Origin of the sequence: Commensalibacter melissae, assembly GCF_009734185.1 — a bacterium.
Classification (GTDB): domain Bacteria; phylum Pseudomonadota; class Alphaproteobacteria; order Acetobacterales; family Acetobacteraceae; genus Commensalibacter; species Commensalibacter melissae.
The window spans coordinates 1,952,862-1,960,656 of sequence record NZ_CP046393.1 but is presented as its reverse complement, the minus strand read 5'-3'; the positions used below and the strand labels follow the sequence as shown (position 1 = coordinate 1,960,656).

At 38.0% G+C, this 7,795-nt stretch carries 6 protein-coding genes; all 6 read left to right on the top strand.

Features of this window, described 5'->3' with window-relative positions; translation table 11 throughout:
- The first annotated feature begins 322 nt into the window (after nucleotides 1-322).
- The 6 genes from GN303_RS08760 (at nucleotide 323) to GN303_RS08735 (ending at nucleotide 7,790) form a co-directional block, all read left to right on the top strand.
- Nucleotides 323-967, top strand: coding sequence for a response regulator transcription factor (locus GN303_RS08760; protein ID WP_230882901.1), 645 nt, complete (start codon nucleotides 323-325; stop codon nucleotides 965-967).
- Between the two features lie 100 nt (nucleotides 968-1,067).
- Nucleotides 1,068-2,771: an ATP-binding protein gene (locus GN303_RS08755; protein WP_231504031.1), complete on the top strand. Its 1,704-nt coding sequence runs from the start codon at nucleotides 1,068-1,070 to the stop codon at nucleotides 2,769-2,771.
- 367 nt (nucleotides 2,772-3,138) lie between these two features.
- Nucleotides 3,139-4,005 carry an OmpW/AlkL family protein gene (locus GN303_RS08750; protein WP_110439197.1) on the top strand — a complete coding sequence of 289 codons (867 nt, stop codon included), beginning with the start codon at nucleotides 3,139-3,141 and terminating at the stop codon, nucleotides 4,003-4,005.
- Between the two features lie 18 nt (nucleotides 4,006-4,023).
- Nucleotides 4,024-5,388 (top strand): oxygen-independent coproporphyrinogen III oxidase, encoded by a 1,365-nt coding sequence (hemN, locus tag GN303_RS08745; RefSeq protein WP_110439196.1) that lies wholly within the window; start codon nucleotides 4,024-4,026, stop codon nucleotides 5,386-5,388.
- A gap of 14 nt (nucleotides 5,389-5,402) precedes the next feature.
- Entirely contained in the window at nucleotides 5,403-6,059 is a 657-nt protein-coding gene (locus tag GN303_RS08740) for a 2OG-Fe(II) oxygenase (RefSeq protein WP_110439195.1), read from the top strand.
- An 84-nt stretch (nucleotides 6,060-6,143) separates the two neighbouring features.
- Nucleotides 6,144-7,790: an electron transfer flavoprotein-ubiquinone oxidoreductase gene (locus GN303_RS08735; RefSeq protein ID WP_110439194.1), complete on the top strand. Its 1,647-nt coding sequence runs from the start codon at nucleotides 6,144-6,146 to the stop codon at nucleotides 7,788-7,790.
- Nucleotides 7,791-7,795 lie beyond the last annotated feature (5 nt).

Sequence of the window (7,795 nt, the reverse complement as noted above, 5' to 3'; positions counted from 1 at the left end):
AATAACCAAATTTGTTTTATTCTGTTAAAAAGATTGTAAAAGATATTGGATAAGATCGGTATCCTTACAAAATTTAAGACAGATCTATTTTAATAAACTTTTTGAAAGTTACAAGAAATACGAATGAAATAGAGCAAATAAGATATAGAAATTAACCTTTGGAATTGATTTTATAATTTATTTTCTATTTAACTTTATTCTAGCATATTTATATAAGATTTTGATTTATTTTTAATGGATTGGTGGAGTGTAACAGGTGGAAGCAGGGAAACATGTCATAGCATTGGTTGATGATGACCGTAATATTTTAACCTCTGTTTTTATGATGCTGGAAGCTGATGGTTTTATTGTTCAGACCTATACGGATGGTGAAAGTGCGTTGCAAGGTCTTTTATCACGTCCTGTTGATCTGGTGGTTTTGGATATTAAGATGCCTCGGATGGATGGAATAGAATTGTTGCAGAGACTGCGTAACCGTTCCCAAATTCCCGTGATAATATTATCTTCCAAGGATGAGGAAATTGACCAGTTAATGGGGTTGCGCCTTGGGGCAGATGATTATATCACTAAACCTTTTTCCCAGCGTCTTCTTCTGGAGCGTATCCGTGCTTTGTTAAGGCGTCATGAAGTCAATAAGGCTGAAAATGATGGTGGGATCAATAACGGTTTGGTTATTCGTGGTGCTTTAACCTTGGATGATATGCGCCATCAATGTCGTTGGCATGACCAGGATATTCAATTGACAGTAACTGAATTTTTATTGACCAAAGCATTGGCAACACGGCCCGGCCTGGTAAAATCAAGGGATCAGTTGATTGATGCTGCCTATGGTGAAAATATTTATGTTGATGATAGAACAATAGATAGTCATATTAAACGTATCCGTAAGAAATTTCGTCAGATTGATCCTGAATTTAATAAAATAGAAACGTTGTATGGTATTGGATATCGTTACAAAGAAGATTAGAAAAGTCTATAAACTCTTTGGTTTTTTTTATCGTCATTACCCTTTGGAGGATAGAAGATTCAGGAAACTTTTTTTCTCTCCTCTGATGAAGAGGATATTATTGGTTAATACGCTTCCTCTTGTGGTTTTGGTTGTTACACTTCTTTATTTGAATCAATTTCAGAATAGCCTGTTGGAAACAGAAATCAATGTTTTACGGGAGCAGGCAAAAATTTATGCTGGAGCACTCAGCCAAAGCGCAATCAAGAAGATTAAGGATGATGTTTTTTTTCGATCCTTGGATTTTTATGCTTTGGTACCAGAACAGCGGAATAATCAATCTTTATCTGTTGAATTGGCCAGACCTCTTTTGTTAAGCCTAACAAACCCCAGTCCACGTGTACGTGCACGTGTTTATGCCGTTAATGGAAAATTGGTTATTGACAGTCAAAATGAAAGAAAAAAAACATATAGATCTCATAAAGATAATCGACTTGATAATTCGTTTTTTTCAAATACTGAACAAGATACACAGAAAAAAATAGCCGTATTTGGTGAGAGTAATAAAAATAAATATTTAAATTATGACGGATTTTTAGAACAGATTTATGATCATCTTTTAAGTTGGCTTCCCTATACGAATGCAAGAAGAATTGAGTTTCTTGAAATGGGTGTCGATCCAGATAGTGTACCTTATGATAATCAGACATTTAAGCTGCATGAATTATCAAATAATTATGAAGCTCCCCCTTATATTCGTAGGACGGTTGATTATCGTTTGTTGATTACCGTATCTGAACCTATCATCCATCAGAACCAGCTTGTAGGTATTATCGAACTGACAAGAGAGGCACAGGATATCGATCAGGCGCTATTTTCTGTGCGTGCATCAATTTTGATTCTATTTTTAGTTGCCTTGGCAATAACGGTCCTATTATCTTGGTATTTGTCTTTGACTATTGCAAAACCTTTACTGAGTTTGGCTAATTCCGCTTACAGGATTCATAAATCTACGGGACGAAACAGAATGGTTCCTGATTCCCTTTTGATCCGAAAAGATGTTATCGGTGATCTGGCAAGGGCAATTCAGGATAGTGCAAGAGAGTTATGGGCCAAGATGGATGCAATTGAGCGTTTTGCGGCTGATGTCAGTCATGAGCTAAAAAATCCTTTGTCTTCCATTCGTTCTGCAATTGAATTGTTGCCAAGAATAAAAGACGATAAACATCGTCAACAGTTATTATTTATCATTACCGATGATGTTAAACGTTTGGATCGTTTAATAACGGATATTGCCAATTCAAGTCGTATTGAATCTGAAATGTCAAGGGTGGCTCCAAAAGCTGTTGCTGTAGCGCCTATTTTTCGTTTGCTTGCTGATATCAATGCAGCCACACAGAAAGAAGATGATCCTTATATTGTCGTGGATCTGAAAAATGACGATACTAAATATCCGCTTTCTGTTATGGCAATTGAAGATAGACTGGTACAGGTTTTAAGGAATTTAATTGGAAACGCATCTTCTTTTTCTCCATCAAAGGGAAGAATTATTTTGTCGGCTGTTGCAGTCAAAGATAACGTGGAGATCATGGTCAGTGATGAGGGGCCAGGGATTCCTGAAAATAAATTAAATAATATCTTTGAACGGTTCTATACAGAGCGACCTCAAGGAGAAAATTTTGGCCAACATTCAGGTCTTGGATTATCAATTTGTCGGCAAATTGTGGTTGCCTTGAAAGGGTCAATTCGTGCCTATAACCGGTATGATGATGCAGGAAAAGTTATTGGCGCCTCTTTTGTGGTTTCTTTACCAAGGGCAAAATAACTGATAGGATTTTGTTTTAAATTTAAAAATTTAATCAAACAAAAACCGATTCGCTCAAAGAATTTTCGAATATTTAATTACAATTAAAGATATATTACAAATATATATTTGTAATATAATATGTAAAAAAAATACTTATTAAAATAATGATTATCCTAATTTGTTAAGCTTTATCAGGAACTAATTAATTTTTTTTGCGAAAGATTACATATTTATTTGTTGTTATTTGGTCACATTATGTATTGTTTAAGTATATATTGTTAGAAACTGGTTGCCTGATCAATGGTTATGATCCTAATAAAAAAGAACATTTAACTATTTAATTTGATCATTTCATCTTTACTTTGATCAGTAAGGTTTCACCACAATGAAAAAATCATTAAGTCGTATTCTTACCTGTGCATTTTTGTTTACGCCAGTCGCAGGCTATGCACAACAACATTATGCTTCTCCTAATCTGACTCCTGCTGCCAATCCAGCATTGGCTCCAGCTTCAAGCACAACTGCCCCAGCAACGGCAATTCCTATGAGAAGAGAAGAAATCTGGGCTTCTGGCTGGAGTGGAAAAATCCAGTATCGTGAAGTTCCAATGTATGCTCCACCTAAAAAACCAAAACCTCATTGTGGTTTATTTAAAACATGTCCTGGTGTAACCAGAATTGGTTTGGGTAAAGGTGATTTTATCATCAGATTAAGTGCATTGGGTGTTATCACGAATAATACAAGTTCTAAAACATCCGTTGGAGGGCATGTCAATGCAACAAACCAGGTTATGCCTGAATTAAGCTTTGATTATTTTGTCACGGATAATTTGTCATTTGAATTAATTGCGGCAAGTACACGTCATGAAATCAAGGCACAGGGTGTCCCGGGTCTTGGTAAGGTGGATGTGGGCAGTGGATGGATTTTACCTCCTACATTGACAGCACAATGGCATTTCCGTCCTCATAAGGCCTTTAATCCTTATGTAGGTGTTGGCTTGACAGTCGCTTTCTGGCATAATATCTCTCCTGCAGGGGGTATTGTCAAAAAAGTGGGGTTGGAAACAGCAGTTGGTCCATCTTTCAATTTCGGGTTTGATTATCAGATTGTTGGAAACTGGTTCTATAATGCTGATGTAAAACAGATTCTTTTACAACAACGTGCCCACATTAATGACAGTCCCAACAGAATTGATGCTCGTACTTCTTTGAATCCAACCGTTGTAAGTATGGGTATTGGATATCGCTTTTAATTCATTGCGGAGATTGGCATGAAACCCGAAGTTTCCTTTGACCGTCTTGCGCGGTATGAAGGAAACGTGCCGCGTTATACAAGTTACCCAACAGCTGTACAGTTTGAAGAGCGTGTTGGGTTTAATGAGTATAAACATTGGTTGCAGGCTTTTCCTGAAGAAGAGCCTGTTTCTTTGTATATCCATGTTCCTTTTTGTGATGAGTTGTGCAAATTTTGTGCCTGTAACACACAAGTCGTTCATCAAGTTAATGTGCGGGTTGCTTATGGTAATCTTCTATGTGATGAATTGAAACGACTGGCAACCCTTTTAAAATCGCGTCGTAAAGTAAGTTTTGTTCATTTTGGTGGGGGTACTCCTACAACATTACCGATTGAAGCGATGAAAAAGGTAATGTCAACAATACGATCCTTATTTTATGTTCAGCAAGATGCCGATATTTCGATAGAATTAGATCCAAGACATATCTCCGAGGATTATCTTGTATTATTACCCTCTGTTGGGTTTACACGGGTTAGCCTTGGAGTTCAGGATATTGCTCCTGAAGTGCAAAAGGCTTGCGGTCGAATCCAGAGTTTTGAAATGATTTCTGATTGTATTGATCGTGTCAGACAGAAAAATATAAAATCGGTTAATTGTGATTTGATTTATGGTCTGCCCAATCAAACAGCTGCCAGTGTTCGAGAAACGATAGATGCTATTGTGACGTTAAGGCCTGATCGTTTGGCTGTTTTTGGTTATGCACATGTCCCATGGAAATTTAAACGCCAAACTTTGTTGGAGGGGGAAATCTTACCCAATCCGGCTGAGCGTTTTGAGCAGAGACAGATTATTGATGAAGTTTTAAAAAAAGCGGGTTATCGAGTTATCGGATTTGATCATTATGCTTTGCCTCATGATTCCATGAGTAAGGCAATGGAAAAAGGTGCACTTCATCGCAACTTCCAGGGATATACCGTAGACCAAGCTAAAGCACTGTTAGGAGTTGGTGCTTCATCAATTTCAATTTTACCGCAAGGTATTTTTCAAAATCAGCCATCTTCCTATGGCTATCAAAAGGCAATGCAGCAGCTCGATATCTTGCCCGTTGTAAGGGGGGTACAGCGTAGTACAGCAGATTTGTTCCGTTGGGAAATAATTGAGCGGTTAATGTGTGACTTACATGTTGATTTAAAGAAAATGATTGGTCAATATAAACAAGATCCGTCTTTATTAGGTGAGTTTCTTAAAAAGCTACGCTGTTTTGAAGAGGATGGTCTGGTTATTATTCGTAATAATGAAATTACAGTGACAGAAGAAGGTCGTCCCTTTTTACGAAATATTGCCGTGGTTTTTGATGCTTATTACCGTGCAGCTCCCCATCGCCATGCGCAGGCGATTTAGGTGAAAGAAAAATTATGCAACTTGTAGAAGAGATAAAGCAAACTAAACAAGATATCAAAAACGTAATTGATCATGCTGATTATCATTCGCTGCCATATTCCTATTGGACAATGACGAATGTTTTGCCTTCATTTATTTGTGACTCTCTGTTGAATTGGATGCCTGATTCAAGATCTATTGCCGGTGATGTGAAGGGCAAAAGGGAAAATCATAATAAAGATCGTGTATTTGTAACCCAGCAAAAACAGAGGGAGGATCCCGCCTGTGCGGTTTTGGCGCAAGTTTTTGATTCAGAGGAAATTCGTTTTGCTTTCTCTCATTTAACAGGTGGTGACCTTTCCAATACTTGGTTAAGATTGGAATTATGCCTTGATACTGATGGGTTCTGGTTGGAACCACATACAGATATTGGGGCAAAGAAATTAACCTTTTTGCTTTCTTTATCCACTGCAGAAGGGGCCGAGGGATGGGGGACCGATATCATGAATGAGGAAGGTCAGTCTTTGGGAAGAAGCTCAGGCGTTTTCAATTCAGCATTTTTATTTATTCCCGCTAAAAATACCTGGCATGGTTTTGAAAAGCGACCTATCAAGGGAGTGCGTCGTACCCTTATTTTAAATTATGTAGATTCAAGTTGGCGTGCAAAACATGAATTGGCATTTCCCTCGTAATTGAATAAAGTCTTTTTAATTAAGATTAAAGATATATATAATTTGCAACTTGATAAATATCAGCAGAAGAGAGATTAAGGAATTATGGGTGAGGTTGTGCGAGAGCAAATGGAATTCGATATTTTAATCGTTGGTGGAGGACCTGCCGGTCTTTCAGCGGCAATACGATTAAAGCAATTACTCCCATCTCTTGAGATCTGTTTGATTGAAAAGGCTTCTGAAATTGGTGCCCATATTGTTTCAGGAGTAGTGATCGAACCGACAGCGCTTAATGAGTTGATCCCAGATTGGCAGCAAAAAAACGCCCCTTTAGACACGTCGGTTCAGCATGAGGCATTTTTTTATCTTCCGAATGAAGACAAGTCTATAAATATCCCCATTATTAAATCTATTATGCCTCAAATGGACAATGAGGGAAATTATGTGGGAAGTTTGGGTGATTTTTGTCGGTGGCTGGCCGCAGAAGCTGAAGCAATGGACATTCAAATTTTTCCAGGATTTGCTGGTAGTGATCTCATAATTGAAAATAATCGAGTTATGGGTGTAGTGACTGGTGATATGGGACTTGAAAAAGATGGCAGCCAGGGAGGCAATTATGTTCCAGGTATGGAGCTAAGGGCAAAATATACGTTATTTGCAGAAGGCTGTCGTGGTTCCTTATCCAAAAAGCTCATGGGCTTTTTCAATTTACGTCAAGGTGTTGACCCACAAACATACGGAATTGGAATTAAGGAATTATGGGAAATTCCACAGGAAAAATTTTCGGCTGGATATATACAGCATAGCTTTGGTTGGCCCTTGGACAATCGCACTTATGGTGGTTCATGGCTTTATCATTTTGGCAGTAATCTGGTTTCATGTGGTTTTGTTTTGGGATTGGATTACGAAAATACCTGGCTTTCTCCATTTGATGAAATGCAGCGTGTAAAAAAACATCCCATTATCCGCAAATATTTAGAGGGAGGCAGAAGAATAGGATACTCTGCCCGTGCATTATCTGAAGGTGGATACCAATCCATTCCAAAACTGACCTTTCCTGGTGGTCTATTAATCGGAGATGCAGCAGGCTTTTTGAATGTTCCAAAAATTAAGGGAACGCATACTGCAATGAAATCAGGAATGATTGCCGCTGAGTCGATTGTTGAGGCATTAAATACACAACAAGCAGAACCTATGATTTATCAATTTCGTATCCGTAAATCCTGGGTTTATGATGAATTGTATCAAGTGAGGAATATTCGTCCCGCATTTGCAAAATTTGGTGCAAAGTTTGCAACATTGTATACGGGATTTGATTCCTTGGTTCGGGGGAAAGTGCCTTGGACCTTTCGCCATCGTTTGGCTGATAACGATAAATTAAAAGCTGCTTCTTTATGTGTTAAACCTGATTATCCAAAGCCCGATGACAAATTGACATTCAGTCGTGAATCTTCCGTATTTTTGGCGAATATTGATCATCGTGATGATCAGCCTGTTCATCTGAAATTAAAAAATCCCTCAATTTGGAAAACGGTTAATTGGGATATTTTCAAGGCTCCTGAAACAAGATATTGTCCGGCCGGTGTTTACGAGGTTGTTGATGCTGATCATGAGAATCAAGAACCCAAATTACAGATTAATGCACAAAATTGTATTCATTGTAAGACTTGTGATATCAAGGATCCAACACAGAATATCGATTGGGAAACACCTGAAGGCGGCAGTGGTCCCAATTATTCAGGGGGAATGTAGAAATC